General features: G+C 72.4%; 22 protein-coding genes. 10 read left to right on the top strand and 12 right to left on the bottom strand.

Going from position 1 to position 26100, the window contains the following annotated elements; genetic code table 11:
- Positions 1-52 precede the first annotated feature (52 nt).
- From FHS22_RS29295 to FHS22_RS29285, 3 genes are read right to left on the bottom strand one after another with little or no spacing between them, the layout of a single operon-like run.
- Complete coding sequence (locus tag FHS22_RS29295; protein ID WP_184946935.1) at positions 53-985, bottom strand: ABC transporter permease; 933 nt, start codon at positions 983-985, stop codon at positions 53-55.
- Complete coding sequence (locus FHS22_RS29290; RefSeq protein ID WP_184946934.1) at positions 982-3723, bottom strand: alpha/beta fold hydrolase; 2742 nt, start codon at positions 3721-3723, stop codon at positions 982-984. The genes FHS22_RS29295 and FHS22_RS29290 overlap by 4 nt, the downstream gene beginning before the upstream one ends.
- A gap of 48 nt (positions 3724-3771) precedes the next feature.
- Positions 3772-4275 (bottom strand): GNAT family N-acetyltransferase, encoded by a 504-nt coding sequence (locus FHS22_RS29285; RefSeq protein ID WP_221474264.1) that lies wholly within the window; start codon positions 4273-4275, stop codon positions 3772-3774.
- Positions 4276-4364: 89 nt separating this feature from the next.
- Between FHS22_RS29285 and FHS22_RS29280 the strand changes: the two genes are divergently transcribed.
- Positions 4365-5507 (top strand): hypothetical protein, encoded by a 1143-nt coding sequence (locus FHS22_RS29280; protein ID WP_184946932.1) that lies wholly within the window; start codon positions 4365-4367, stop codon positions 5505-5507.
- A 54-nt stretch (positions 5508-5561) separates the two neighbouring features.
- Here FHS22_RS29280 and FHS22_RS29275 read toward each other — a convergent pair whose 3' ends face one another.
- The 5 genes from FHS22_RS29275 to FHS22_RS29255 all read right to left on the bottom strand — a co-directional run bounded on the left by FHS22_RS29275 (position 5562) and on the right by FHS22_RS29255 (position 11311).
- Positions 5562-6647 carry a copper resistance D family protein gene (locus FHS22_RS29275; RefSeq protein WP_338048008.1) on the bottom strand — a complete coding sequence of 362 codons (1086 nt, stop codon included), beginning with the start codon at positions 6645-6647 and terminating at the stop codon, positions 5562-5564.
- Positions 6644-7228 carry a copper resistance CopC family protein gene (locus FHS22_RS29270; RefSeq protein WP_184946931.1) on the bottom strand — a complete coding sequence of 195 codons (585 nt, stop codon included), beginning with the start codon at positions 7226-7228 and terminating at the stop codon, positions 6644-6646. Before FHS22_RS29270 ends, FHS22_RS29275 begins: the two co-directional genes overlap by 4 nt.
- A 199-nt stretch (positions 7229-7427) precedes the next feature.
- Complete coding sequence (locus FHS22_RS29265; protein ID WP_338048007.1) at positions 7428-9737, bottom strand: chitinase C-terminal domain-containing protein; 2310 nt, start codon at positions 9735-9737, stop codon at positions 7428-7430.
- Positions 9738-9935: 198 nt separating this feature from the next.
- On the bottom strand, positions 9936-10175 hold the full coding sequence (locus tag FHS22_RS29260) for a hypothetical protein (RefSeq protein ID WP_184946930.1): 240 nt from the start codon (positions 10173-10175) through the stop codon (positions 9936-9938).
- A 122-nt stretch (positions 10176-10297) separates the two neighbouring features.
- On the bottom strand, positions 10298-11311 hold the full coding sequence (locus FHS22_RS29255) for a LacI family DNA-binding transcriptional regulator (protein WP_184946929.1): 1014 nt from the start codon (positions 11309-11311) through the stop codon (positions 10298-10300).
- A 176-nt stretch (positions 11312-11487) separates the two neighbouring features.
- On the opposite strand from FHS22_RS29255, the gene FHS22_RS29250 reads away from it, so the two are divergent.
- From FHS22_RS29250 to FHS22_RS29235, 4 genes are all read left to right on the top strand, one after another.
- Positions 11488-12780 carry an ABC transporter substrate-binding protein gene (locus FHS22_RS29250; RefSeq protein ID WP_260408406.1) on the top strand — a complete coding sequence of 431 codons (1293 nt, stop codon included), beginning with the start codon at positions 11488-11490 and terminating at the stop codon, positions 12778-12780.
- Between the two features lie 86 nt (positions 12781-12866).
- Positions 12867-13865 (top strand): carbohydrate ABC transporter permease, encoded by a 999-nt coding sequence (locus FHS22_RS29245; protein ID WP_184946927.1) that lies wholly within the window; start codon positions 12867-12869, stop codon positions 13863-13865.
- Positions 13862-14713 carry a carbohydrate ABC transporter permease gene (locus FHS22_RS29240; RefSeq protein ID WP_184946926.1) on the top strand — a complete coding sequence of 284 codons (852 nt, stop codon included), beginning with the start codon at positions 13862-13864 and terminating at the stop codon, positions 14711-14713. Before FHS22_RS29245 ends, FHS22_RS29240 begins: the two co-directional genes overlap by 4 nt.
- A 4-nt stretch (positions 14714-14717) precedes the next feature.
- Entirely contained in the window at positions 14718-16106 is a 1389-nt protein-coding gene (locus FHS22_RS29235; protein WP_184946925.1) for a glycoside hydrolase family 5 protein, read from the top strand.
- Between the two features lie 158 nt (positions 16107-16264).
- On the opposite strand, the gene FHS22_RS29230 is transcribed toward FHS22_RS29235, so the two are convergent.
- Both FHS22_RS29230 and FHS22_RS29225 read right to left on the bottom strand, forming a co-directional pair.
- A complete protein-coding gene (locus FHS22_RS29230) occupies positions 16265-17137 on the bottom strand; it encodes an SDR family NAD(P)-dependent oxidoreductase (RefSeq protein WP_338048006.1) in 873 nt (290 codons plus the stop codon).
- A complete protein-coding gene (locus FHS22_RS29225) occupies positions 17134-18126 on the bottom strand; it encodes an AurF N-oxygenase family protein (RefSeq protein ID WP_184946923.1) in 993 nt (330 codons plus the stop codon). Before FHS22_RS29225 ends, FHS22_RS29230 begins: the two co-directional genes overlap by 4 nt.
- A gap of 227 nt (positions 18127-18353) precedes the next feature.
- Here FHS22_RS29225 and FHS22_RS29220 point away from each other — a divergent pair, with 227 nt between their 5' ends.
- The 4 genes from FHS22_RS29220 to FHS22_RS29205 all read left to right on the top strand — a co-directional run bounded on the left by FHS22_RS29220 (position 18354) and on the right by FHS22_RS29205 (position 23136).
- Positions 18354-19256 (top strand): DMT family transporter, encoded by a 903-nt coding sequence (locus tag FHS22_RS29220; protein ID WP_184946921.1) that lies wholly within the window; start codon positions 18354-18356, stop codon positions 19254-19256.
- A gap of 63 nt (positions 19257-19319) precedes the next feature.
- On the top strand, positions 19320-20522 hold the full coding sequence (locus FHS22_RS29215; protein WP_184946919.1) for an acyl-CoA dehydrogenase family protein: 1203 nt from the start codon (positions 19320-19322) through the stop codon (positions 20520-20522).
- Between the two features lie 46 nt (positions 20523-20568).
- Positions 20569-21645 carry an acyl-CoA dehydrogenase family protein gene (locus FHS22_RS29210; protein ID WP_184946917.1) on the top strand — a complete coding sequence of 359 codons (1077 nt, stop codon included), beginning with the start codon at positions 20569-20571 and terminating at the stop codon, positions 21643-21645.
- A gap of 12 nt (positions 21646-21657) precedes the next feature.
- Complete coding sequence (locus FHS22_RS29205; protein ID WP_184946915.1) at positions 21658-23136, top strand: AMP-binding protein; 1479 nt, start codon at positions 21658-21660, stop codon at positions 23134-23136.
- On the opposite strand, the gene FHS22_RS29200 is transcribed toward FHS22_RS29205, so the two are convergent.
- Positions 23090-24037, bottom strand: coding sequence for an AraC family transcriptional regulator (locus FHS22_RS29200; protein ID WP_184946913.1), 948 nt, complete (start codon positions 24035-24037; stop codon positions 23090-23092). The genes FHS22_RS29205 and FHS22_RS29200 overlap by 47 nt on opposite strands.
- A 94-nt stretch (positions 24038-24131) precedes the next feature.
- Between FHS22_RS29200 and FHS22_RS29195 the strand changes: the two genes are divergently transcribed.
- Positions 24132-24956: an NAD(P)H-binding protein gene (locus FHS22_RS29195; protein WP_184946911.1), complete on the top strand. Its 825-nt coding sequence runs from the start codon at positions 24132-24134 to the stop codon at positions 24954-24956.
- 64 nt (positions 24957-25020) lie between these two features.
- Here the strand turns inward: FHS22_RS29195 and FHS22_RS29190 are convergent, their stop codons facing one another.
- Positions 25021-26067 (bottom strand): dipeptidase, encoded by a 1047-nt coding sequence (locus FHS22_RS29190; protein ID WP_338048005.1) that lies wholly within the window; start codon positions 26065-26067, stop codon positions 25021-25023.
- Between the last annotated feature and the right edge of the window lie 33 nt (positions 26068-26100).

The following is a 26100-nucleotide window of genomic DNA, read 5'->3' as shown; positions in this document are numbered from 1 at the left end:
GTCCTCGGGAGACCGGATCCCCAGGAGGCGGTGTCCCCAGGAGGCGGTGTCCTCAGGAGACGACGTCCTTGGTCCGGAAGCGGCGGAAGGCGAAGGCGATCAGGATCGCCGCGTAGGTGACCGAGACGGCCACACCCTTGATCATGCCGCTGAAGTCGGGTTGCGGCGCGAGCGCGTCCAGCCAGGCCGTGTTCCAGAACGTCGGAAGGAACTCGCGGAGCGCGCCGAGCGCGTCCACCGCCTGCAGGATGGTGCTCACGATCACCAGTCCGACCGCGCCGCCGACCGCCCCGAGCGGGGAGTCGGTGCCGACCGAGAGCAGGAAGGCCGTCGCGGCGACCACGAGCTGGCTGACCAGGGCGTAGCCGATCACGATCCCGAACCGGGGCAGCACGTCCAGCGCCGCGATGGTCTCTCCCGTCCCCGGGACCCGGACGTCGTTCCAGCCGAAGGCCAGGGTCCCGGCGAGCAGCGCCATCAGCGGCAGGCAGACCACCGCCGCCGCCGAGTAGCCCAGCGCCACGATCAGCTTCTGCCGCAGCAGCCGGTCGCGGGGGATCGGGGCGGCCAGCAGGTAGCGCAGCGAGGACCAGTCGGCCTCGCTGGCCACGGTGTCCCCGCAGAACAGCGCGACCGCGACGACCAGCAGGAAGCTCGCCGAGACCGAGAGCGCGAACGCGGCGAAGTTCAGCCCGCCCTGGCTGGCCAGGTCGGAGATGCGCAGGGTGTTCCCGCCGGGCCGGCCCCACCCGCCGCCGACCTTGAACGCGACCACCAGCACCCACGGCAGCGCCAGCAGCAGGCCGAACATCACCATGGTCCGGCGCCGCCTGAACTGGCGGACGATCTCCACCCCGAGCGGAAGCGTGCGCCCCGGCGCGTACCCGCGGGCTGCCCCGTGCGCCGTGTCGCGGCCGCGGGACCCGGCCGGCGCCGTGCCGGCGCCGGCCGTCCCCGGCGCGCTCGTACCGTTGGCGTCGTTCAAGCCTTCTCTCCGATCAGGTCCAGGAACACGTCCTCCAGGCGGGCGCCCGCGCCGTTGCCGGCCGTACGGCCGCGCAGCAGCTCGCTCACCGGGCCGGCCGTGACGAGGCGGCCGCGGTGCATGACCACCACGTGGCTGCACGTCTGCTCCACCTCGGCGAGCAGGTGGCTGGAGACGATGACGGTACGGCCCCGCGCCGCGTAGCGGATCAGGACCTCGCGCATCTCGCGGATCTGGGGCGGGTCGAGGCCGTTGGTGGGCTCGTCGAGGACCAGCAGGTCGGGCAGGCCGAGCATGGCCTGGGCGATGGCCAGGCGCTGGCGCATGCCCTGGGAGTAGGTCCGCACCGCGCGCTCCAGGGCGGCGCCGAGTCCGGCGATCTCCAGGGCCTCGTCGAGGTGGGCGTCGGAGGCGGGGCGGCCCGTCGCCTTCCAGTACAGCTCCAGGTTGGCCCGGCCCGACAGATGCGGCAGGAATCCGGCGCCCTCGACGAACGAGCCCAGCCGGGACAGGACCGGGGCGCCGGGGACGACGCGGTGGCCGAAGATCCTGATCTCGCCCGCATCGGGGTGGATCAGGCCCAGCATCATGCGCATCGTGGTGGTCTTGCCCGCGCCGTTGGGGCCGAGCAGGCCGAGCACCTGGCCCTGCTCGACGGTGAAGGACAGGTCGTTCACCGCGAGCTCGCCGTTGCGGTAGGCCTTGGTCAGCCCCTCGATCCGCAGGGGCACCTCCTCCAGCGCCGGCTCGTGGTCGTCGCGCAGCCGGCGGCGGCCGGCGAGGACCAGGGCCGCCGCGGCGACCACGGAGGCCAGCGGCAGGGCCCAGGTCCACCAGGCGGGGCCGGTGGGCGGAGTGCTCAGGGCGGGGGCGGTGGGCGCGGCCAGCGCCGGGGAGGCCAGGGCGACGTGGTAGACGGCCGGGGCGTCCGGGGTGTCGTAGCCGAGGTCGGTGGTGGCGAAGGTGACGCGCAGCCGGTGGCCGACGTCGAAGCGGTGGTCGACCGCGGGCAGGGTGACGGTGGCCTCGCCCGCGCCGCCCTCGGGGACGGCGATCCTGACCGGTGCGACGAGTCCTTCGGGAAGGACCGGCGCCTGGTTTCCCCCCGCGGCGTCGTACAGCTTGGCGAACAGCGTCACCTCCCGGGGGCCCGCAGTGTCCCCGGCAGTGTCCCCGGCCGTGCCGTCCGCAGTGTCCTCGGTCGTGCCCTCCCCGGTGCCCTCGCCGCCCGCGGTGGAGTCGATCCGGACCCTGACCTTGACGGTGGAGGATCCGGTGACCTGCAGGGGTGCGGTCAGGGGCGCGGACTCGAAGCTCGCGCTCTGGCCCGCCATGTCCACCGAGAGGCTGAGGTTGCCGGTGCCGGTGGCCAGGCCGCCGAAGCCCGGGATGGCCGAGATCGAGGAGGGCGAGCCGCCGGGGGGGTTGGCCACCGGCTGCTCGGGGCCGGTGAGGGCGACGGAGGTCTGCTCCGCCCCCGCCAGGCCGGAGTAGGCGCCGGCGGTGGCGTGCAGCCGTACCTGCTGGCGGGTGCCGGGGTCCCGGCCGCCGTCACGCGTCACGGTGAAGGGGCTGACGCCCTCCGGCAGCCGGGCGGCGGTGCCGGTGCGGGCCGCTCCGGCGGTGTTCCCCGCGGGGGCCTGCTTCAGGTAGTGGTCGAACCAGCCGAGGGTCTGCTCGTGCAGCCAGTCGGCCTCGCCGCTGCCGCCGTCGTGGCCGCCGTCGAACCAGGCCACGCCGACCGGGGCGCCGGTCGCCGCGATGGCCCTGGCGTTGGCGTCGGCGTGGCCCAGCGGGAACAGCGAGTCGCGCAGCCCCTGGACCAGCAGGGTCGGGACCCTGATCCGGCCCGGCACGGAGACCGGGCTGGACCTGCGCAGCGTCTCGACCGCCGCGGCGGTCGCCCGGCCGGTCTCGGCCACCTGCTGGTACATGTCGCAGATCGCCGGCAGGAACCGGCCGCACCGGACCTCCTCGGCGGTCAGCGGCTGGACCGTTCCCGGGTCCCGGCCGCCCTGCGCGTCCGGGCCGGCCTCGCCGTCCGCGTCCTGGCCGGAGCCGCCCTGCCCGGTCAGCGCGGCCAGCCCGCCCCCGGCCTGCGGGCCGCCCCGGCTGAAGAACAGCCCGGCCCACATGCGCTTGAACACGCCGTTCTCCGGACCCCGCCCGCCGGCGTCGGGGAAGAGCGCGTCGGCCAGGTCGTGCCAGGTGATCTGCGGGGCGATCGCGTCGATCCGGTCGTCGTGGGCGGCGGCCATCAGCGCGATGGCGCCGCCGTACGACCCGCCCGCGATGCCGACGCGCGGGTCGCCGCTCCCGTCGAGCCGGACCTCGGGCCGCCCGGCCAGCCAGTCGACGAGCTGGCGGACGTCCTTGACCTCGTAGTCGGGGGAGTTGAGCGCGATCTGCCCGGTCGAGCGGCCGAAGCCCCGCGCGGACCAGGTCAGCACGGCGTAGCCCTCCTGCGCGAGCCGGAGCGCTTCGGCGCGGACGCTCTGCTTGCTGCCGCCGAAGCCGTGCGCGAGCAGCACCGCCGGAGCCTTGCCGCCGCCCGCGGGCGGGAAGAAGCTCGTGTCGAGCGTGACCCGCTGGTCGTCGGCGGGTCCGTCGACCACCGCGATGGCCTGGTCCTGGACCCGTACCCGCGGCCCGGACGGCCACACCACCCAGGTCGCGACGGCGATGACCAGCACGGCGGTCACCGCGGCCCAGACGGCGCGTCTCCCCGAAAGCCTCATGCGGGGAGGTTACAGACCGGAGCTGAGAGCTCGCTGAGACGCCCCCGCTCAGCCGGTGGCCAGCGCCATCCGGTAATGCAGCTCGGGGGCTGGGAACGGCAGGCCATCCACGTCCTGGACGCGGCCGGAGGGGGTGAAGCCGAAGCGCTCGTAGAAGCGGCGGGCGCGGGCGTTGCCCTCCAGCACCCACAGGCCCGCCTCGCGGTACCCCAGCTCGGCCAGGTGCCCTACGGCGTGCGCCATCAGGGCCAGGCCCAGTCCGGTGGACCAGTGCTCGGCGAGCACGTAGATCGCATGGATCTCCGCGCCGCCGGTGCCCTCGTCCTCCGCCGGGCCGTACAGGACGAAGCCGGAGACCTCCCCGCCGGCCTCGCCGACCGCGAGGTGCTGCGCGCCGGAGCCGATCCGCGCCCGCCAGGCCTGCACCGCCCGGGGCGTGACGCTCAGCCCGTCGAGGAAGTCCTGGGGAAGCAGGCCCCGGTAGGCGGTCCGCCAGGTCTCGTTCTTGACCCGCAGGACGGCCCCGACGTCATCGGGACCCCCATCCCGCACAAAAGCTCCCATATCTTGTGATTATCCACGTATGCCCGGGGGATGCCCCTGATTGCGGTCTTCATCAAGGCCGGGCATCATTTCGACGCGTGACAGCAGTGAGCCTGAGAAGAAGAGCCGCGTCGGTCGTCGCGTGGGCTCTGCCGTACTGGACCCGTGGCCCCGCGGGGAGGGAGACCCCTGCCGAGCTGTTCCGGGTGCTGTACCTCGGCTGGCTGGTCGCCTTCTCCTTCAAGGTGCTGGGGGCGTCCTGGGACGTCTCCTGGCACTTCAAGTGGCTCCGTGACGACCTGGCCCCGCCGCACCTGCTCAACAGCGTCGGCACGGTCGTCGTGGTCGCCCTGACGATCATCCACGTCTACACCGGGTACGGCGTGGACAGGACGGCGCAGCGCCTCATCCAGTGGGGCACCGCGACGTTCCTGATCGCCGTCCCGCTGGACCTGATCAACCACCGCGTCAACGGGCTCGACATCACCTCGTGGAGCCCGTCGCACATGTTGCTGTACATCGGCACGTTCTTCATGATCTGCGGGGTGATCCGGGGCTGGTTCATCGGCGCCCCGCCCGGCCGGACGCGCACGCTCGTCCTGGGCGGCCTGTTCGTGTTCATGTTCGAGAACGTCTGGTTCCCCGCGCAGCACCAGGAGTACGGCGTCTTCGGGATCCGGGCGTGGGACGCCGGCAAGCCGGAGGCCGAGCCGATCCTGCTGCAGTTCGCCGCCGACCAGATGGGCCGTGCGATCGACCGGGAGATGGTGGTCAACTTCTCGCTGCCGGTGCCCGACCACGTCTATCCGCTCTACGCCGCGGCCGCCGCGATGATCGTGCTGGTCTTCGCCCGAGCGATGATCGGCCGGGCGTTCGCCGCCACCGCCGTGGTCGGCGCCTACGTCGCCTACCGCGCGCTGATCTGGCCGCTGCTCGCCGTCGCCGACTTCCCGCGCTCGGCTGTCCCGGCCTTCCTGGTCGCCGGGGCGCTCGCGATCGACCTGGCGTTCCTGCTCCGCAACCCGGTCCTGCGGGCGCTGGTCGGCTCCCTGCTCACGACCATCGTGGTGGACCAGGCGCTCCGGCTGCAGAACGGCTGGCTGGCCTCCCCGCCCCTGGTCTCCCTGATGACCATGGCGATCGGCGGGGCCCTGCTCACCGCCCTCTGGCTGGGCGGCGAGTGGTTCCTCACCCGCTACCGGCTGCGGGCCCGGGACCGCGAGGTCACGGCCGGCGCATGAGCCCGCGCCTGATCCGGGACCGTGCGGGGCGACCGTCGCCCCGCACGGAGCCGGTCAGGCGGGAGGGATCCCGGCGGTCGTCAGCGCCACCGCCACCCCGTAGGCCAGACCCATGACGGTGACCTCGGCCGCCGCCCACCCGGCGATCGCCGTCGTCTCCCGCCGCTCGATCCGGGGCAGGAGGCGGAAGCGGATGTGGGCGGCGAGCGGGACCAGCAGGGCGGTGAGCGCGACCTTGGCCACCACCAGCAGGCCGTACTCGCTGGTCAGCAGGTCGCCGGGCAGCTCGACTCCGGGGGTGAGCGCCATCGTGGCCAGGCCGTTCACCAGCCCCGAGACGCCGACCACGACCAGCGCGATGGTGGCCAGCCGGGAGAACCTCGGCAGGATCCGGGCCAGCAGCTCGCGGTTCCGGGCGGTCAGAAGGGCGATCGCGGCCAGCCCGCCGGTCCACGCCGCCGCGCCCAGCACGTGCAGCTCCATCGAGATCATGACGGGGTCGTGCCAGACCGACTCCAGCGCGTGGCCGGTGACCGGGATCGGAAGCAGGCCGAACAGGGCGATCACGATCCGCAGCTCTGCCGGGACCTTCTCCCCGAAGCGCACCGCCAGCAGTCCGATCCCCGCGTAGGCCAGTGCGCAGGCGGCGCTGAAGAGCAGGCCCTGGCCCGCGCCGAACTCGTCGACGTACCCGGCGATCATCCCCGGAGTGGGGAGCGCACCCGCATGCAGCTCGGCGGTCAGGAAGACGATCGTCACCAGCGCCAGCACCGCCCAGGCCCAGGCGAACGTCACCGCCATCGGCCGGGCCCGGCGCATCACCGGCTCGGTGCGCTCCGGATCGTCGAAGCCGAGCAGCTTGGGCAGGAAGCTCAGCCCGACCACCGCCACCGCCGCCAGGTCCAGCAGCACGCGCAGCACCGGCAGGCCGTACTCCACCAGCGGGCCGGGCAGTGCGATGCCGGGCACGGCCTCCGCGGCGCCGAGCGCCGTCGCGACGAGGACGGCGGAGACCGCCCCGGCGGCGAGGCCCCAGGCCGGGAGCGTCGCGACCGCCTCCGGCGCGGCCGTCCGCCCGCCGGCGGGACCGGCGGGCGCGGTCATGCCGCCGCCCGCCGCCTCGGCTCCTTCCGCGGTCACCGCGCCCCCTCCCGGTCGCGGGTACGGCGCATCGCCACGACGGTGGCGCCGCCCAGCACGACCAGGGAGCCGGCGATCCAGAGCACGGCCATCCCGGCGCCGCCGTTCTGCGCGGCCTCGGCAGCCTGGGCGCTCAGGTCGGGGGTGGTCGTCACGGGCGCGGCGGTGGCCTCGGGGGCGGTGGCGGCCGGTGGCGCCTGGGAGGCGGCCCCCGAGCCCGGGGTGGTCAGGGTGAAGGTCACCTTGTCCGCGACGGGGTGGCCGTCGGAGGAGAGGATGCGGTAGCCCACGGCGTACTCCCCGGCCGGGCCGAGGGGCCGCAGGCCGATGGTGACCTTCTCGCCGTTGACGGCGGTCTCGCCCTCCTCCCAGCGGGTTCCGTCCGGGCCGGTCACGCTGATCTTCGCGAAGCCCTGCCGTACCGGCTGGTCGAAGGTGAGGGTGATCCGCTCCGGGCCGGCGGCGATCCGGGCGCCGTCCTCGGGGTCGCTGCCGATCAGCACGTTGTGGGCCTGCGCCGGGGTGCCCGCGCCGAACAGCGCGGCACCGGCCAGCAGCAGGACCGTGAGTAGCCGCGGCACCGCTCGCGGCCTTCTGTCGAGTGTCCTCATAACCCGACCATGTTCCCATCCCGGCCGCTCAGCCGGGCAACGCGGCCCGCCCCCGTCCGGGATCGCCGGTCGGGGGCGGGCCTGTCTCCGCTGTCGTGGGCCGTCACGCCGGGTCAGCGGGAGCCTGGGGGCGGGCGGGGGAGCGCCCGCCCCGGGTCTCACGTGCGGGTCAGCAGGCGCCGAGGTCCTTCCAGACGCCCCACTCGCCGGTGGTGCCGGGCTCGTTGTTCTGGGTCCACCACTTGGCCTCCCAGTTGTGGTCCTTGTGCGAGACCCGGTCGCCGCCGTTGTAGACCTTCCCGGGCTCCCAGGCCGGGTAGGCGCAGTCGCCGCCCGGGTCCTCGGTGACGGTCGGCGTCGGGCTCGGGTCGGGCTCGGTGGCGCCGCGGGCGTTGTCCATGGCCAGGCCGTAGGTCTTGCCGCCGAAGGTCAGCGTGTGGTTGGCCGTGCCCGGGACCGGGAGGTAGTAGACGTAGTCCATGGTCACCGAGGCGCCGGGGGCCAGGGACTGCCAGGCGGGCAGCTTCACCGAGACCCGGTGGAAGTCGCCCTTCAGGCCGCCGACGTTGCCGGCGGTGGAGTGCTCGCTGCTGACGATCCTGAGACCGAAGCCGGACTGGTCCTTGGCGTTGTTCGGCGCGGCGGTGGAGTAGTCCCACTGGAACTCCGCGCCGCCGGGGATCGTCATCGAGGACTTGTTGGTGATGGTCAGCTTGGGGCTGATCGGGTAGTTGCTGTCACCGGCGGGGAAGGCGCCCGCCTCGATCCGCACGTCCAGCTTCTCGGCGGGGATCGCGACCTTGGACCGGGCGGCGCCGTACGGCGCGGCGGTCTTGAGCTTGTCGTACATCAGGGTCGTGAGCGTGTCGCCCATGAAGTACTCGCCCTTGGCGGCGTCCCAGTCGTAGTCGCCGGCCAGCTCCCAGATCATGATGCCGCCGATGCCCCTGTCCTTGACGTAGTCGATCTTGGTGCCGATCGACTTCTCGTTCTCGGTGGACAGGAAGACCTTCTTGGCGGGGTTCCACAGCCACGGCGCGGCCATGGTCGAGTCGTAGTGCTCGGTGTAGGTGCCGGTCAGCCTGTCCTCGGGGTCGTTCGGGTCGAGGCCGTAGACGGAGGCGTAGGAGCCGATGCGGCCCTCGGCGAGGTTCCTGGCGTGCCAGAGCGGGTTGCCGCCGCCGCTGACCTCCTTGTCGTGCTCCAGGTCGTGCCAGAGGTTGTCGACGCCGCGCGCGCCGTCGCCGCAGGAGGTCAGGCCGGTCGGGCAGTTGGAGCCGACCGCCTTGCCCCACAGGCCGTTCGTGCCGCCGGTGACGTTGCGCCAGCCGCGCGTGTAGTACGGCACGCCGATGTTGATCCGGCCGGACTGCATGGCACCGCGGAAGTAGTGGTAGGCCCAGTCGGTGTTGAGGTAGCCGATCCCGCCGTACTGGGAGGTCGTGTAGACGCCCCACTTGGCCAGCTCGGCGTCCTTGCCGTCGTCGTAGAGGGCGGCGTTGGGGCCGACGAACTCGTTCCAGGCGCCGTGCAGGTCGTAGGACATGATGTTGACGTAGTCCAGGTACCGGGTGACCTGGAAGGTCTCCATGCCGCGCAGCAGGTAGCCGGAGGAGGGCGAGGCGATGGTGAGCATGTAGTACTTGCCGTCGGCCGCGGAGGCGGCGTTGAGCCTGTCGCGCAGGGTCTTCATCAGGGCGGCGTAGCCCTTCATCAGCGACCCGCGGCGGGCGTTGGCGATCTGCCAGTCCAGCGGGTGGCCGGCGTCCTTCATCGAGGTCGGGTACTCGTAGTCGATGTCGACGCCGTTGAAGCCGTACTTCCGGATGAAGTCCACCGTGGAGGAGGCGAAGGCGTCGATGCCCGCCTGGTTGACCGAGCCGTCGGCGTTGGTGGTCATCGAGTAGAAGCCGCCGGAGGGCTCGCGCTTGCCCGTGGCGTCGAAGTAGCCGCCGGTCTCGGCCCAGCCGCCGACGCTGATCAGCGTCTTGACGTCGGGGTTGGCCTTCTTGTACTTGTTCAGCAGGTTGAAGTGGCCCTTGTACGGCAGGGCCGGGTCGAGCGTGTCGATCCCCGGCCACTCCATGCCGGTGGCCGCGTTGCCCGGGCCGTCGGCGCCGACCGAGATCCTGTTGTCCTTGCCGACGTGCGCGAACGCGTAGTTGATGTGGGTGACCTTGCCCCACGGGATGTCCTTGGCCAGGTAGGACGGCTGGCCGTTCTTGCCGGTGCGCCAGCCGGTGAAGTAGCCGATGATGCGGCGCGGGTGGTCCGCGCCCATCTTCTCCCGGCCGTTCTCGTCGTAGGCCTGGCAGTAGGGGACGTCGACGCCCGGGGTCGTGTAGAGGCCGTCCGGGCGGCAGGTCTCGTGGTCGGCGGCCGCGGCGGCCGGCGCGGAGAGCGCTCCGGTGAGCGCTCCGGCGAGGAGCGCGAGGGACGCGCCGGCCGCTGCGAGGCCGGTGCGCAGGCGTGAGGACACGGGGGGTGCCACCTTTCGAGAACGCGTCGATGGAGCCGCAACCCGCCCCCGTTCAGGTTGTCGATCGTGAAGTTAAACGCTCCCACCAGGCACGTCAATGCTTTCTTTTAGGAAACTTTCTTGATAATTAGCGGGAGGCCCGTCCGCGGCCGGTCGGTCGCGGACGGGCCTCCCGGGACGGCGCCGTGCCGGGCGGCGTCAGGGCTGGCGGTTGTCGGTCCCGGCGCGCTGCGCCCGGCGGAGCGGCATCGACTGCTTGGCCAGGCGCTCGGTCTGGCGCTGCGCCTGAGGCCCGCCGCCGCTCCTGCCGCCGCCCCGGACGCCTCCGCCCCGCTCCTCGCGGAGCTGGGCGGAGGTCACCGGACCCGGACCTTTGCGGACCGGCTCCGCCCTCTTCTGTTCGTGCTGGGCCTTCGTCTGGCGCGACTTGGAACTCATCGGAAACCCCCGAGGCATATTTCGCTTATATGCCCTTATGTCCGTTAAGCCGTGCGGGAAACACGGACGGGCCCGCCGGCCGGGGGGGGGTTCCCGCGTGGCCGGGGGTCCGCACGCCGGTGTCAGGACCGGGGCGGGGCGGTGCTCTCGCGGACGATGAGCTCGGTGGCCAGCTCCACCCGCCGGAGCTCGGGCGTCTCCCCGCGGCCTATGCCCAGCACGGTCCGGGTGGCCAGCGCGGCCATCTCCTGCAGCGGCTGGCGGACGGTGGTCAGCGGCGGCCAGGCCGAGCGGGAGAGCGGCAGGTCGTCGAAGCCGACCACGGACAGGTCCTCGGGGACGCGCAGCCCGCGCTGCCGGGCCGCCTCGAAGACGCCGAAGGCCTGCAGGTCGCTCCCGGCGAAGATCGCGGTCGGCGGGTCGTCGAGGGAGAGCAGGCCGTGGCCGTGGTCGTGCCCGGAGTCGACCAGGAAGGTGCCGCGGCGGATGAGCTCGGGCGCCGCCTCGATGCCCGCGGTCTCCAGCGCGGCGCGGTAGCCGTCGATCCGGGCCTGGCTGCAGAGCATGTCGGCGGGACCGCTGATCATGCCGATCCGCCGGTGGCCCAGCTCCAGCAGGTGCCGGGTGGCGGCCAGGCCGCCGTGCCAGTTGGTCGCGCCGACCGAGACGACGCCGGGTGCGGGCTCGCCCTCGGGATCGACCACGACGAACGGCAGCGACCGGGCGCTGAGCTGCGCCTGGACCGTCGAGGAGAGTTTGGAGGCGACGATCACCACCCCGTCGGTGCGCCGGGCGGCGAGCCGCTCCAGCCAGTCGCGGCCCGGGCCCGCGTGGGTGTGCAGCACGGAGATGACGACGCTGGCGCCCGCCTCGTGGGCGGCGTCCTCGGCGCCGCGCACGATCTCCATGGCCCACGGGCTCTCGATCTCGGCGAAGACCAGGTCGACCAGGCCGGCGGGGCCCTCGTCCTGGCTGACCCGGCGCTGGTAGCCGTGCTTGTGGAGCAGTCGCTCGACCCGGTGGCGGGTTGCGGGGGCCACTTCGGGCCTGCCGTTGATGACCTTGGACACCGTGGGGATCGAGACCCCGGCCTCTTCCGCGATCTGAGCGATCGTTACCCGCCTCTTGCTGGACATGCGCGGCAGTCTATCCGAAACTTTCGGAACCTGAGAGTGCCCGGTCGGATCATCGATGCCGAGCTGTGTCCGGGCCCTCTATTGACGCGTAACTCGCATTTTACCTAGGCTTCGGGCACGAAACATTCGGGGGTTAACCGAAATATTTCAACGCGACGCGGAAAGGAATGACGGCGATGTCACTGCGTCGGCGCGGTGTGGTGGTCATGGGTGCGGCGGTAACGGCGGCCTCCCTCCTCCTCGCAGGCTGCGGCGGCGGGTCGGAGAGCGACCCGGAGGCCGCCTCGGGAGGAAAGGTCACCATTGACTGGTGGCACATCGGCACCACAGAGCCCAACAAGACGATCTACGACGGGTGGGTCAAGGCGTACCAGGCCCAGCACCCGAACGTCACCATCCAGGTGACCTCCCTGGAGAACGACGCGTTCAAGTCCAAGATGGCCACCGTCACCACGGCGGCCAGCGCTCCCGACATCTTCTCGACCTGGGGCGGGGGCGTGCTCAAGCAGCAGCTCGACGCCGGGATCATCAAGGACCTCAGCGTGGACGCGGACGCGATCGGGACGTTCACCCCGGCGGCGCTCGCCGCCTACCAGATCGACGGCAAGACCTACGGGATCCCCGTCGACGTCGGCATGGTGGGCTTCTGGTACAACAAGAAGCTCTTCGCCGAGGCCGGTGTCACCGAGCCGCCCGCGACCTGGTCGGCCTTCCTCGACACCGTCAAGAAGCTCAAGGCCGCGGGGACCACCCCCATCGCCCTGGCCGGCAAGGAGAAGTGGCCCGGCCACTACTACTGGACCTACCTCGCCATGCGGACGGCCGGGCTCGACGCGCTCAAGCAGGCGGCGACCACCCACGACTTCACCGGGCCCGGCTTCGTCGACGCCGGCCGGAAGCTCAAGGAGCTCGCCGACCTGGAGCCCTTCCAGAAGGGCTTCGCCAACGCGGCCTACAGCACGCCCGACGGGCAGGCGGCCCTGGTGGGCGGCGGCAAGGCCGGCATGGAGCTGATGGGCCAGTGGGCCCCGGCGGTGGAGAAGGACGCCGGCGGCGGCATCGGCGAGGACCTCGGCTTCTTCCCCTTCCCCGCGGTCGAGGGCGGCCAGGGCGCGGCCACCGAGGCGCTCGGCGGCGGCAACGGCTTCGCCGTCGGCGCGGACGCCCCGGCCGAGGCGGTGGACTTCCTGAAGTTCATCTCCCAGATGGAGAACCAGAAGAAGTTCGTGGAGTCCGGCGCCGGGCTCCCGTCCCAGACGGGCGCCGAAGAGGCGATCAAGGACGCCAACCTCAAGACCGTGGCCACCACGCTGGCCGGCGCGACCGGCTTCCAGCTCTACCTGGACCAGGCCTACCCGCCCGCGGTCGGCCAGGAGATCAACGACAGCGTGGCCGGGCTCATCGCGGGGTCGAAGACGCCCGAAGAGGTCGCGGCCGCCATCACCGAGACGGCCAAGGCCGAAGGATAGCGGCATCCGCCAGTGAGATCCGGTACGGCGGGCGGGCCGCGAGCAGGCCCGCCCGCCGTACCGCCCCCCGACACGGAGCAACCCACATGACACATCCGGCGTTGACGGAGCGCCCGGAGAAGCGGCCGCAGGCCGGAGTCTCCCCCGCGCGCCCGCGCCCCGCCGCGGTACGGCGCCGCCGCCTGCGGGGCCTGGCGACCGTCGCCCTCTTCATCGCCCCCGCCTTCGTGCTGTACGGCCTGCTGGTGCTGGCCCCCATCGCGATCGCGGCGTACACCAGCCTGTTCCGCTGGAACGGACTGGGCGGGTGGCCCGAGGACTTCATCGGCTTCGACAACTTCACCCGCCTCTTCGACAGCGACGTCTTCCACGGCGACCTGCGGAACGCCCTGATCATCATCGTCCTGTCGCTGCTGGTCCAGCTCCCGTTCGCCCTGGGACTGGCGCTCCTGCTCAACCAGCGGATGCGCGGCAGGGCGGTCTACCGGCTGCTGTTCTTCGCGCCCTACGTCCTGTCCGAAGTGATCACCGGCGTGCTGTTCTCGCTCATCCTCTCGCCGGAGACCGGCCTGGCCAACCAGCTCCTGCGCGCGGTCGGCCTGGAGGAACTGGAACGCGCCTGGCTCGCCGACCCGTCCACGGTCATCCCCGCCCTCTTCGCCGTCATGACCTGGAAGTACTTCGGCTTCTACATGATCCTGTTCCTGGCCGGGAGGCAGGGCATCCCCAGAGAGCTCGGCGAGGCCGCCGCCATCGACGGCGCCACCGCCTGGGAGCAGTTCCGCCACGTCACGCTCCCGCTGCTCGGCCCGACCGTCCGCATCGCCGCCTTCCTCTCCATCATCGGCACGGTCCAGCTCTTCGACCTGGTCTGGGTGCTCACCGGAGGAGGACCCGACCACGCCTCCGAGACGCTGGCCGTGACCATGTTCCAGTTCGGCTTCAAGCGCACCCAGATCGGCTACGCCAGCGCGATCAGCGTGGTGATGTTCCTCCTCAGCATGATCTTCGCCCTGGCCTACCTGCGCTTCGTCATGCGGCGCGACACCCAGGGCGCCGTCACCACGATGGGAGACCACCGATGAGCAGCCGCCGTCGCCGCCCCGCCGGGCCGTCGCGCGCCAAGGGGGTCTCCCTGCACCTGCTGGCCGGGACCCTGGCCGTGCTCGTCCTCGTCCCGCTCCTGTTCGGCCTGCTCGGCGGGTTCAAGGACAACGCCCAGCTCGCCACCAACCCGTTCGGGCTGCCCGCGCCCTGGCACCCGGAGAACTACACCGAGGTGCTCGCCTCGGGCTCCTTCTGGCGGCAGGTCGCCAACAGCGTCCTCATCGCGCTGGCCACCACGGTGCTCGTCGTGGGGCTCTCGGCGCTGGCCGCGTTCGCGTTCGCGCGCTTCGCGTTCCGGGGCAGGGAACTGCTCTTCACGGTCTTCACGGCCGGCCTGATGTTCCCGTTCGCGGTGGCGATCCTGCCGCTCTTCGTCCTGATGCGCGCCTTCGGGCTGCTGGACAACCCGCTGGGGGTGGTCCTGGTCCAGGCCGCGTTCGGCCTGCCGATGACGATCATCATCCTGCGCGGCTTCTTCGCCGGGGTCCCGCGCGAGGTGGAGGAGGCCGCCGTCATCGACGGCTGCACGCCGTTCGGCGTCTTCTGGCGCATCCTGCTGCCGATGGCCAGGCCCGCTCTCGCCACCGTCTCGGTGCTGGCGATCGTGGCCAGCTGGAACAACTTCTTCCTGCCGCTGGCGGTGTTCAACGACCCCGACTGGTGGACCGTCCCGCTGGGCGTCCAGCAGTTCCAGGGACAGTACTCCAGCGACATCGCCCGGACCCTCGCCTACGTCGTCCTGGCCATGGTGCCCGCGCTGGGTTTCTACGCGGTCGCCGAACGACACCTGATCAGCGGACTGACCGCTGGAGCTACGAAGGGATGAACGCGTGACCCTGCATGTGTCCGGAACCCGCCTCGTCACCGCCGACGGCACCCCCGTCCGGCTGCGCGGAGTGGGCCTCGGGGGCTGGATGAACATGGAGAACTTCATCACCGGCTACCCCGCCAACGAGTCCGCGATGCGCGAGGCCGTGGCCGAGGCGATCGGCGAGGACCGCGCCGAGCTGTTCTTCGACCGGCTGCTGACGTCGCTGTTCACCGAGGCCGACGCGGCGCTGCTCAGCGGGATCGGCATGAACTGCGTGCGGATCCCGGTCAACTACCGCCACTTCGAGTCCGACGACCGGCCTTTGGAGATCATCGAGCACGGCTTCCGCCACCTGGACCGGGTGATCGAGCTGCTCGGCCGGTACGGCATCTACAGCGTGATCGACCTGCACGCGGTGCCGGGCTCGCAGAACCAGCACTGGCACTCCGACAACCCGACGCACGTGGCCTCCTTCTGGCGGCACCGCCACTTCCAGGACCGGGTCGTCCACCTGTGGGAGGTCATGGCCGACCGGTACAGGGGCAACCCCTGGGTGGCCGGGTACAACCCGGTCAACGAGCCCGGCGACCCCACCGGCCGCGCGATCGGCCCGTTCTACGACCGGCTGGTCAAGGCGGTGCGCGCCGCCGACCCGGACCACGCGCTCTTCCTCGACGGCAACACCTACTCCACCGACTTCTCGATCTTCCATGAGGTCTACGAGAACACCGTCTTCGTCTGCCACGACTACGCCCTGGCCGGCTTCGCGCACGGCGGGCCGTACCCCGGCCGCACCCGGGGCGAGTGGGTGGACCGGGAGCGGCTGGAACGGACCTTCGACAAGCGCACGGTCTTCCAGCGCCAGACCGGCACGCCGATCTGGGTGGGGGAGTTCGGGCCCGTCTACACCGGGGACCCGGAGGTGGACGCCCAGCGCTACCAGATCCTCCGGGACCAGCTGGAGATCTACGACGCGCACGGGGCCGGCTGGTCGCTCTGGACCTACAAGGACGTCGGGCTGCAGGGCCTGGTGACCGCGGACCCGGCCGGGCCGTACCTGGAGCGGTTCGGGCCGTTCATCGCCAAGAAGAACCGGCTCGGCGCCGACCGGTGGGGCTCCACCATGGAGGAGTCGGCGGACGTCCTCGCGCCGCTGCACGAGCTGGTGGCCGCCGAGTTCCCGGACTGGGACGCCTACCCGTGGGGGGCCCGCTACCAGACCGACGACCTCGTCCGGCACATCCTGATCGCGCAGGCGCTGCTGCCGGAGTACGCCGCCCTGTTCAAGGGCCTGTCCGACGAGGAGCTGCTCGCGCTGGCCGACTCGTTCGCACTGTCGTCCTGCGTGCGCCGTGAGCCCCTGATCGAGTTGCTCGCCGGGAACCTGGGGACCTCCGGGGAGCGCTGACGGCTCAGGACGCACGGCCGTCCGGGAGGCAACCCGACATGGATCCCGGACGGCCGTACGCCGCTCGGAGGGCCCGGCCGCACCGCCGTACGGGCCGGAGGCGCGGGCCGGGCGGGCGGACCTGACGTGCGGACCTGGCGGGTGGACTTGACGGCGGCTCAGCCGCGCAGGCGCCGTACGGCGAGCGCGGCCACCCGGACCGCGGCCGAGGGCGAGAGCCGTACCCCCCGCCAGGCCAACCGGCCCGAGGCCGGGGCCACGATGAGCGCCCTGTTCCGCGCCACGCCCCGCATGATGTCCGCGGCCAGGGCGTCGACGGAGTAGAGCCGTCCCATGGTCCTGGTCGCCGACTCGCGGGCGCCGGAGCCCGTGGCGGTCTGCGGCAGGCCGGGGTTGGCGTGGTCCAGCAGCGGGGTGTCGGTGAATCCGGGGCAGACCACACTCACCCGCACGCCGTGCGCGCGCGCCTCGGCCCGGAGCGCGAGCGAGAGCCCGACCACCGCGTGCTTGGTCGCGGTGTAGGGCAGCATCAGCGGAGCGGGGGTCAGTCCGGCCAGCGAGGCGGTGTTCACGATGTGGCCGTGGCCCTGCTCCAGCATGATCGGATAGGCGGCGTGCACGCCGTGCACCACGCCCCGCAGGTTCACGTCGATCGTGCGGTCCCAGTGGTCGAGGGTGAGCTCGTCGGCGGTGCCGCCGACCGCGATCCCGGCGTTGTTGAACACGAAGTCCAGCCGGCCGCGCTCGCGTCTCACCCGCTCGACGAGCTCCCGCACCGCCCGCGCGTCGGTGACGTCGAGCCCGGCGCTCGCGCAGCCGAACTCCTTGGCCGTGCGCTCGGCCCCCGCCTCGTCGAGGTCGGCGGCGACCACGTGCACGCCGCGCCTGCTCAGCTCCCGGCAGACCGCCCGGCCGATGCCGGACGCGCCCCCCGTCACGATCGCGGTCCTGGCCCTGCCCCCGGCCGCGCCGGTGCGCGCACCCGTGCCGTCCCCGCCGGCCGTTCCGCCGTTCTCCGCTGCTCCGCTCACCGCGCCGCTCTCTTCGTGGGGGGGTCGTCGTAGATCCGCATGGCCTTCCAGACCCTGCGCTGGAGCGAGTTCATCATGCCCAGCTCGGCGCAGAGCTCCCGGGTCTTGCCCACCGAGTCGCGGATCTCCGCCGCGGCCTCGGGGCTGTTCGTGTAGACGTCCTTGACGACCTGCTCCGGGATGCGGAACGCCCTGATCATCGGCCCGGGCGGGGAGAGCATGATCCTGGCCATGAGTCCCAGCACGACGGGGGAGACCAGGCCCAGCACGAAGCGGCGGTAGCGCGGCATCCTCGGCACCCGGCGGCGCAGGTAGTGCCGGGCGAAGGAGATGTGCCTGGCCTCCTCCGCGATGTGGATGCGCATGATGGTCTCTTCGAGCGGGTGCTTGATCTGGCCTTCCTTGAGGGTCTTGCGCTGCACGTGGTCGATCGGGTCCTCGCCGCCGAGCACGAAGATGAAGAACAGCTCGGTGGAGATCAGCGGGATCCACGGGGCGACCTGGGCGAGCAGGCTGAGCGGGCCGGGCATGCCCCTGATAGGGAGCTTCGTGCGGTTGACGAACTCCTGGAACATCATCCCGTGATGTCCCTCTTCGATGGTCTCGTGGTAGACGTAGCGGAACTCGGGGGAGCCGTTCGGCAGCCGGTAGGCGTAGTTGAGCAGCCCGCGCTTGAGCAGGTTCTCGAACTGCAGGCCGATCTTCATGGCGGTCGCCACCCGCCAGAGCCCGATCTTCGCCCGGACCTCGGGCGGCTGCGCCCGGTACCACGGGTGGCCGCCCAGCTTGTCGACCGAGGGCAGCTCCCAGCGGGGGTCGTCCTGGTGGACCAGGAAGTCGGGGTCGTCCCAGGGGATGTCGACGTAGGGCTCCCAGTGCTTGTCGACCGAGGCCTTCGACAGGCGCTCGATGACAGCCTCGTAGGCGCGTTTCTCCGCGACCGTCTGGTCGCTCTCCCTGGCTGCGGTGGTGCTCGGAGCAGGTGTCATCGTCTGCACTCCCATCGCGTGTCCTGCTCCGTAATTGTACGGAGAATCCAATAGCCCGGGAAGTACCCTCCAGGGTGTGACCTCTGTCACTCTGTGTAGCCCGCGAGCCCGTCGGGGTGGCAGGTCTCCCCTGCCGGAGGGACGTCCTTAACTCAGGGTTGTATTCAGTCCACTCCCGATCCTGCGGGTCAGCTCATGGTTGCTCGCAGTGATGTCACTCTTCCCTTATGACAGTGGCGACCGCTCCCCGGCCCCTGCTGGGAGCCGTGCTTCTGCTGTTCGTCAGCGCCGCCTGGGGGTCGGCCTTCCCGCTGATGAAGGACCTCATCGAACGCATCCCGGTCGCCGACCTGGTCGCCGAGCGGTACGGCCTGGCCACACTGGCGCTGCTGGCGCTGCGCCCGCGCTGCCTGCGGGGGCTTCCGGAGGGCACCTGGTTCACCGGCATCCTGCTCGGCCTGCTGTTCGGGGTGGGGCAGACCGCCCAGGCGGTGGCCCTGCACGGCCTGCCCTCGTCGGTCTCGGGGTTCACCGTCGGCTCCTACGTGGTGATCACGCCGGTCCTCGGGCTGGTCGTGCTGGGCGCCAGGGTCTCGGGGCGGACCTGGTGGGCGGTGGCGCTGGCGATGGCCGCGATGACGGTCTTCACCATCCTGCGCGGGGCCGAGGGCGCCGAGATCTCCCTGCCCGCGCTCGCCGTCACCCTGTTCTCCGCGGTGCTGTACTCCGCGCACACCCTGGTGCTCGGCGCCTTCGAGCGGGCCCGCCAGGACGCCTACGCGATCGCGGTGATCCAGCTCGGCGTCATCGCCCTCCTGACGGGGGTGCTGGCCGTGCCGGACGGGCTGACGCTGCCCGAGACCCCCGCCGACTGGGCGATCCTCGGCCACCTGTCCATCGTGGCCTGCGCCCTCGGCTTCCTCGCCCGCTCGTTCGGCCAGGTCCACGTCCCGCCGGTGCCCGCGGCGGTGATCCTGTCCGCCCAGCCGCTCTGGGTGACCGCCCTGGCCACCCTGGCGTACGGCGAGTCGCTCACCTGGACCGTCTTCCTCGGCGGGGGCCTGATCGCCGGGGCGATGCTCCTGGTGGTCCTGCCCGGCGGCCGGCAGGTCCGGGTGCGATCTCAGTAGAGCAATGCTCTGTACGACTGATCGCCCGCTCGTTAGAGTAAGTGAGCACTGATTGGAGCGGGTATGGATCTTGAGGACTACCGGCGGCGTGCCCGAGTCTGGCTGGAGGCGAACGCCCCCCAGGCCAGAGTTGAGGGCACCCCGGACGCGGGCGGGGTCGCCGCCGCGAAGGCGTTCATGGCGGAGCTGTACGACGCGGGCTACTCGGGCATCACCTGGCCCGCGGAGTGGGGCGGGCAGGGCCTGACCCAGGCGGAGGAACGGGCCTTCGCCGCCGAGGCGGCGCGCTTCACGCTGCCGACCTACGTGTTCTCCATCGGCCTGGGCATGTGCGGGCCGACCCTGGTCGACCTGGGCACCGACGAGCAGCGCCGCCGGTACGTCCGGCCGCTGCTGCGCGGCGAGGAGATCTGGTGCCAGCTCTTCTCCGAGCCCGGCGCGGGCAGCGACGTCGCGGCGCTGCAGACCCGGGCCGTGCCGACCGACGGCGGCTGGGTGGTCGACGGGCAGAAGGTCTGGACCTCCGTCGCCCAGAACGCGGACTGGGGCCTGCTGCTCACCCGGACCGACGTGGACGTGCCCAAGCACAAGGGCCTGACGATGTTCATCGTGGACATGCACGCCCCCGGCGTCACCGTCCGGCCGCTGCGGGACATGACCGGCCGCGCCCACTTCAACGAGATCTTCTTCGACGGCGTGCACATCCCGGCCGAGAACCTCGTCGGGCAGGTCGGCGGCGGCTGGAGCTGCGCGGTCACGACCCTGCTGCACGAGCGCCTCTCGATCGCCGGCGGGGTCGGCATGAGCGGGCAGAAGGACAACCCGGTCGCCTTCGAGGCGCTGCGCGAGTCCGCCGACACCGGCGACCCCCTGGTCAGGGACCAGCTCGTCGAGCTCTACGTCCGCTCCCGCGCGCTCGCCCTGTTCAACCAGCGGCTCTCCCAGGAGACCAAGGCCGGCATCTTCCCCGGTGCCCGGGGCAGCGCCGCCAAGCTGCTGCTGGCCGAGCTGACCCTGTTCCAGGCCGACCTGGCCTCCTCGCTGGCCGGGCCGGAGGCCGTGGCCCACTCCGGGGCCGAGGGGGACGGGGGCGCACGGCTGGCCCACTCGCTCGCGCTCGCCCCCGCGATGGCCCTGGGCGGCGGGACCAACGAGATCATGCGCAACATCGTGGGCGAACGGGTGCTGAACCTGCCCCCCGAGCCGCGCACGGACAAGAACGTGCCGTTCAAGGACCTGAAGACGAGCGGAGGGCCTGCCTCGTGACGACGCCGACGACCGCACGGACGGCCTCCGCGGAAGGGCGGTTCGCATGAAACTCGTGCTCACCCCGGAGCAGCGGGAGCTGCGCGAGGCCGTCCGCGGCTTCCTCTCCGGCGCCTCGCCGCTGCCCGCCGTACGGGCCGCGATGGACTCCGAGACCGGGTACGACCCCGCCGTCTACCGGCGGCTCAACGGCGAGCTGGGCCTGTCCGGGCTGATCGTCCCCGAGGAGTACGGCGGCGCCGGGGCCGGATTCGCCGAGCTCGCGGTCGCCCTGGAGGAGACCGGTGCGGCGCTGCTCCCGGGGCCGTTCCTGGCCACCACCGCCGCCGCGATCGCGCTGACCCAGCTCCAGACGCCGGACAAGGAACTGCTCGGCGGCATCGCCGAGGGCCGCGTGACCGCCGCCTTCGCCCCCGCCTCCGGCGTGACCGCCGGCACGGCGGACGGGGACGGGCGGGCCGCGCTGAGCGGCACCGTGCCGCACCTGCTCAACGGACTGGACGCCGACGTGCTGCTGGTGGAGGCCGCCGCGCCGGACGGCCCCGTCCTGGTGGCGGTGGAGGCCGGCGGCGCGGGCGTCGCCCGCGAGGCGCTCACCACGCTCGACCCCACCCGGCGCCAGGCCAGGGTGACCTTCGACGGGTCCCCGGGCCGGATCCTCTCGGGCGCCGACGAGGCGGGCCTGGCACGGGCGCGGGACCTGCTGGCGGTGGCGGTGGCGGCCGAGCAGCTCGGCGTGCTGCGGGCCTCGCTGGACGCGATCGTCGCCTACAGCAAGATCAGGGTCGCCTTCAACCGGCTCATCGGCTCCTACCAGGGCGTCAAGCACAAACTCGCCGACATGCACTGCAAGCTGGAGCAGGCCGAGTCGGTCGTCAGGTACGCCGCCTGGACCGCCGACGAGGCCCCCGGCGAGCTGCCCGCCGCCGCCGCGCTCGCCCAGGTCTACCTGGGCCGGGCCTGCTTCGAGGTGGCCCGCGACAGCCTCCTGCTGCACGGCGGCATCGGCTTCACCTGGGAGCACGACGCCCACCTGTTCTACAAGCGCGCCAAGGCCGACGAGGTGCTCCTCGGCCCGCCGCGCGCCCACCGGACCCGTCTCGCCGACCTGCTGGAGCTGTAAGGGAGAGAATCCATGGCCGACATCAGCGGGCTGCCCGGCTTCTACCGGATCGCGCAGGCCGACCCCGGCCGCCGGGCGGTGATCGACGCCGACGGCGCGGTGACCACCTACGGAGAGCTGCTCGCCCGGGTCAACCGGGTCTCGCACGGGCTGCGGGCGCGGGGGCTCCGCGCGGGGGACGCGGTCGCGGGCGTGCTGCCCAACGGGATCGACGCGGTGACCATGCTGATGGCCACCGGTCAGATCGGGCTGTACTACGTCCCGGTCAACTGGCACCTCACGCAGAACGAGATCGACTACATCGTGGCCGACAGCGACTCCCGGCTGGTGGTCACCCCGGAGGCGGGCGGGGCCGGGGCCCTGGCCGAGGGGCAGCCGGACACCGATCCCGAGGACCGGACGTCCGGCGCCGTCATGTGGTACACCTCCGGCACCACCGGCTTCCCCAAGGGGGTGCGGCGCCCGCTGTCCGGAGCGGAGCCGGAGGCGACGGTCCCGCTCTACACCTGGTTCCTCGGCGAGGTCTGCGACCTGCGGCCCGGCGACGAGGTCCACCTGGTGACCTCGCCGATGTACCACTCCTCCCCGTGCGCGCACACCCTGTTCGCCCTGCACCTGGGGCACACGCTGGTCGTCGCGCCGAAGTTCGAGCCGGAGACCGTGCTGGAGCTGGTCGGGCGGTACCGGGTCACCAACGCCATGATGGTGCCGACCATGTTCCACCGGATGCTGCTCCTGCCGCCGGAGGTCCGGGCGCGCTACGACGTCTCCTCGCTCCGGCAGGTGATCCACACCGCGGCGGCCTGCCCGGTGGCGGTCAAGAAGGGGATCATGGACTGGTGGGGGCCGGTCCTGTACGAGTACTACGGCTCCACCGAGTCGGCCATCGCCTTCGCCGTCAAGCCGCACGAGTGGCTGGAGCGTCCCGGCACGGTCGGCCGCCCGGTCCCCGCCTTCGAGGCGAAGATCCTCGACGAGAACGGGGCGGAGCTCCCGGCGGGCGAACCCGGCATGATCTACGTCAAGTCGGGGCTGGGCGGCTTCGAGTACCACAAGGACCCCGGGAAGACGGCCGCCAGCATGCGGGGGGAGTGGTACGCCCCCGGCGACATCGGCTTCATGGACAAGGAGGGCTACCTGTTCCTCTGCGACCGCCGTACCGATCTGATCATCTCCGGCGGGGTGAACATCTACCCCGCCGAGATCGAGGCGGCGCTGCTGGAGCACCCGGCGGTCGCCGACGTCGCGGTGATCGGCGTGCCGGACCCCGAGTGGGGCCACACCGTGGTCGCGCTCGTCCAGGTGGTGCCGGACTCCCGGCCGGGGGCGGAGGAACTGCTGGAGCACCTCGGCCCGCGGCTCGCCCGGTTCAAGCACCCGAGGGTGATCGAGTTCCGTGAGGAGCTGCCCCGGACCCCCACCGGGAAGCTCTCCCGCTCGAAGGTCAGGGAGGAGTACCTGTCGCGGTCCGGCGGTGCTCCTGAGGGCTGACGCCGCGCACCCGCTTGAAGGCGGTGCTCAGCGCGAAGGCGCTGCCGTACCCGACCCGCGCGGCCACCGCCCCGACGGTGGCGTCGGAGCCGCGCAGCAGGTCGGCGGCGAGCGTCAGCCGCCAGTCCGTCAGGTAGGCCATGGGCGGCTCGCCGACCAGCGAGGTGAAGGAACGGGCGAGCGCCGCCCGGGAGACGCCGACCTCGGCGGCGAGGTCCGCCACCGTCCAGGGCCGCGCGGGGTGGGCGTGGAGCAGCCGGAGCGCCCGGCCCACCACCGGGTCGCCGAGCGCGTGGTACCAGGCCGGGGCCTCGGCCTCCGGGCGGGAGAACCAGGCGCGCAGCACGGTGATGAGCAGCAGGTCCAGCAGCCGGTCGAGGACGACCTCCTGGCCCGGCTCGTCCCTGGTGATCTCCTGCCCGAGCAGCGGGACGAGCGGGCTGTCCAGCACTTCGCCGGGCAGGACCAGCAGCGCGGGCAGCGCCCGCAGCAGCCGCCGGCTGATCTCGGAGTGCGGCTGGTAGGTGCCCACCAGCGCCATCATCCGGCCGTCCGGGTCGTTGCCCCAGGTCCGCACGCCCAGGGTCATCGCCTCGGACAGGTCCTCGCCCTCCGGGGTGGTGCAGCGCTGCCCCGGGTGGACGACGACCTGGGGCGGGGTGGCCGGGTCGTCGGCGAGGACGTACGGATCGGGGCCGCGCATGATCGCGACGTCCCCGGGGCGCATCGGCACCGGCTCGCCCCGCTCGGGGACCGCCCACGCCTCGCCGCGCACCACGGCCGTCAGGGAGATCGGCGCCCGGTCCTCGATCCGCAGCGACCACGGCGGGCTCAGCATCGCGCGGAGCAGGAACGCCTCCCGCGCCCTCGGCCCGTCCAGGAGTCCCGCCAGCGCGTCCATGCCGCCCAGCATAGATCACGGATGAGACGCACGAACATGGAATCGAGCATCTCGGCCATGGAACGTCTCATGGGGTCCGGGATCTACTGTTCCCATGACAGAGAAGACGACCTTGGCCATCGGAAGCAACGGCAAGACCGGCCGGCGGGTGGCCGACCGGCTCCGGGAGCGCGGCGTGACGGTGCGGCCCGGCTCCCGCTCCGGCACCCCGCCGTTCGACTGGGCCGACCCGGCCACCTGGGAGCCCGTGCTGCGGGGCGCGGACTCGGCGTACGTGACCTACTACCCCGACCTGGCGGCCCCCGGGGCCGTGGAGGCGGTCGGCGAGCTGGCCCGGCGGGCCGCGGACGCCGGTGTCCGCCGGCTGGTGCTGCTGTCCGGCAGGGGCGAGGAGGCCGCCCGGCGCAGCGAGGAGGCGGTGCGGGACTCCGGCGCCGAGTGGACCGTCGTGCGCGCGAGCTGGTTCAACCAGAACTTCGACGAGGGCCACCTGCTGGAGCCGGTGCTCGGCGGCACCGTCGTGCTGCCCGCCGGGGAGGTCGCCGAGCCGTTCGTCGACGCCGGGGACATCGCGGACGTCGCGGTCGCGGCGCTCACCGAGGACGGGCACGCGGGACAGGTGTACGAGGTGACCGGCCCCCGGCTGCTGACCTTCGCCGAGGCGGCCGCGGAGATCTCCGGGGCATCCGGGCGGGAGGTCCGCTACCTGCCGGTCTCCACCGACGGGTACGCGGCCACGCTGGTGGAGTACGGCATGCCGGCCGGGGAGGCGGAGCTGTTCGCCGGCATGTTCGCCGAGATCCTGGACGGCCGCAACGCCTTCCTGGGCGACGGCGTCCAGCGCGCGCTGGGCCGCCCGCCCCGCGACTTCGCCGACTACGCGGCCGAGGCCGCCGCCACCGGCGTCTGGAAGGGCTGACCGGGCGGCCCGCTCGCGCGCGACCGGCCTCTGCACGCGGGCGGGGCCGGTCCGCGGCCGTCCCTCACGCGGAGGCGGGCCTGCCCAGCTCCGCGCGGAACAGGCGCAGCACGTTGTCGCCGAGGATCTTGACGATCTCCTCCTCCGCGAAGCCGTGCTTGTCCAGCGCCTCGGTGAGCAGGGGCAGGCCGCGCGGCCCGTCGAGGCCGGGCACGGTCGCCATCACGTCGAGGCCGCTGACGCTGAACTCGCAGCAGGGCGGGGTCACGTCGTGCAGGACCTCGCGGACGAAGTCGGGGCCCAGCCCGACATGGTCGATCCCGGCGACGCCCGCGACGTGCGCGATGTGGTCCACCAGGCGGTCGGCCGTGTACTCGGCCGGGTCCTCCGAGAGGAAGGCCGCCAGGAAGTTCACGCAGACCACGCCGCCGGTCGCGGCGACGCCCCGGATCTGCTCGTCGGTCAGGTTGCGGTGGTGGTCGCGCAGGGCGCGGGCCGACGAGTGGGTCGCCACGACCGGGCGGGAGGCCAGCTCCAGCACGTGTTCGACGCCCGCCGCGCCCAGGTGGGAGACATCGAAGATCATCCCCAGGCGCTCCATCTCCCGGACCGCCGCCACGCCCGCCGCCGTCAGCCTGCTCCCGGTGGCGTCCTCGCCGCTGCCGTCGGCCAGAGCCGTACGGCCCCAGTGCGCGATCGAGGCGATCCGCACGCCCAGCCGGTGCAGGGTGGGCAGCAGCTCCACGCTCGCGTCCAGGCCCGGCATGCTCTCCAGCGCCAGGACCAGGGCGATCCTGCCCTCGGCGAGCGCCTGGTCGACCTCGGCGCCGTCCGTGCAGAGCCGTACCTCGTCGGCGTTGCCCTCGGCCAGCGCGTGCGCGCACTCGATCATGCGCAGGGTCTGCCGGAGCGCGCCCTCCGGCCGGTACTGCTCGTCGACGAAGACCGGCAGCACCTGCAGGTCCACCCCGCCCTCGCGGAGCTGGGGCAGCCAGCGCTCGCGGAAGAACGGGGCCCACCGCTCCGGCGGCCGGGCCGTCACCGCCATCAGCAGGTCGTTGTGGGTGTCGGCGACGACGGCGTCGTGGTGGAGGTCGGCGGCGGCGGACACGGGCGGGTCCTTCCTCACGGTGGCTGTGTCCGG

The sequence above is a fragment of the Thiemannella venezuelensis genome (assembly GCF_014203605.1).
Lineage (GTDB): Bacteria > Actinomycetota > Actinomycetes > Streptosporangiales > Streptosporangiaceae > Planomonospora_A > Planomonospora_A venezuelensis.
The sequence above is the reverse complement of the archived record's forward strand: the minus strand, read 5'-3'. Positions and strand labels throughout refer to the sequence as shown.